The following is a 319-nucleotide window of genomic DNA, read 5'->3' on the forward strand; positions in this document are numbered from 1 at the left end:
AGCCTGACCATCGACACCACTGCTCCTGGTTGCAGCGTTACCGGCAAGAGCGCCGTGGTCAAGTTCCTGTCCCTGAGCGGCACTGCCGGTGCCAGCGGCCAGTGGATCGGCATCAGCCCGGACGCCGGTCACGCCACCAACGTTGCGGTACAGATCAAGGACGCCACCGACAAGGACGTGCAACTGGGCCTGGAATCGTCTCCGTACGTCGACCTGACCCAACCGTTGCGCTTCACCGCCAACTACATCGCCACCGGCACTGCGACTTCCGGCCCGGCCAACGCCAAGGCTGCGTTCACCGTCGAGTACCAGTAAGCCC

At 64.6% G+C, this 319-nt stretch carries 1 protein-coding gene; it reads left to right on the top strand.

Annotated elements, in window-relative coordinates; translation table 11 throughout:
- Positions 1-315: fimbrial protein (locus JV201_RS09540; protein WP_257903297.1), on the top strand; the 315-nt coding region annotated here is incomplete at its 5' end.
- Positions 316-319 lie beyond the last annotated feature (4 nt).

Origin of the sequence: Pseudomonas sp. Colony2 (assembly GCF_019382755.1) — a bacterium.
Classification (GTDB): Bacteria; Pseudomonadota; Gammaproteobacteria; order Pseudomonadales; family Pseudomonadaceae; genus Aquipseudomonas.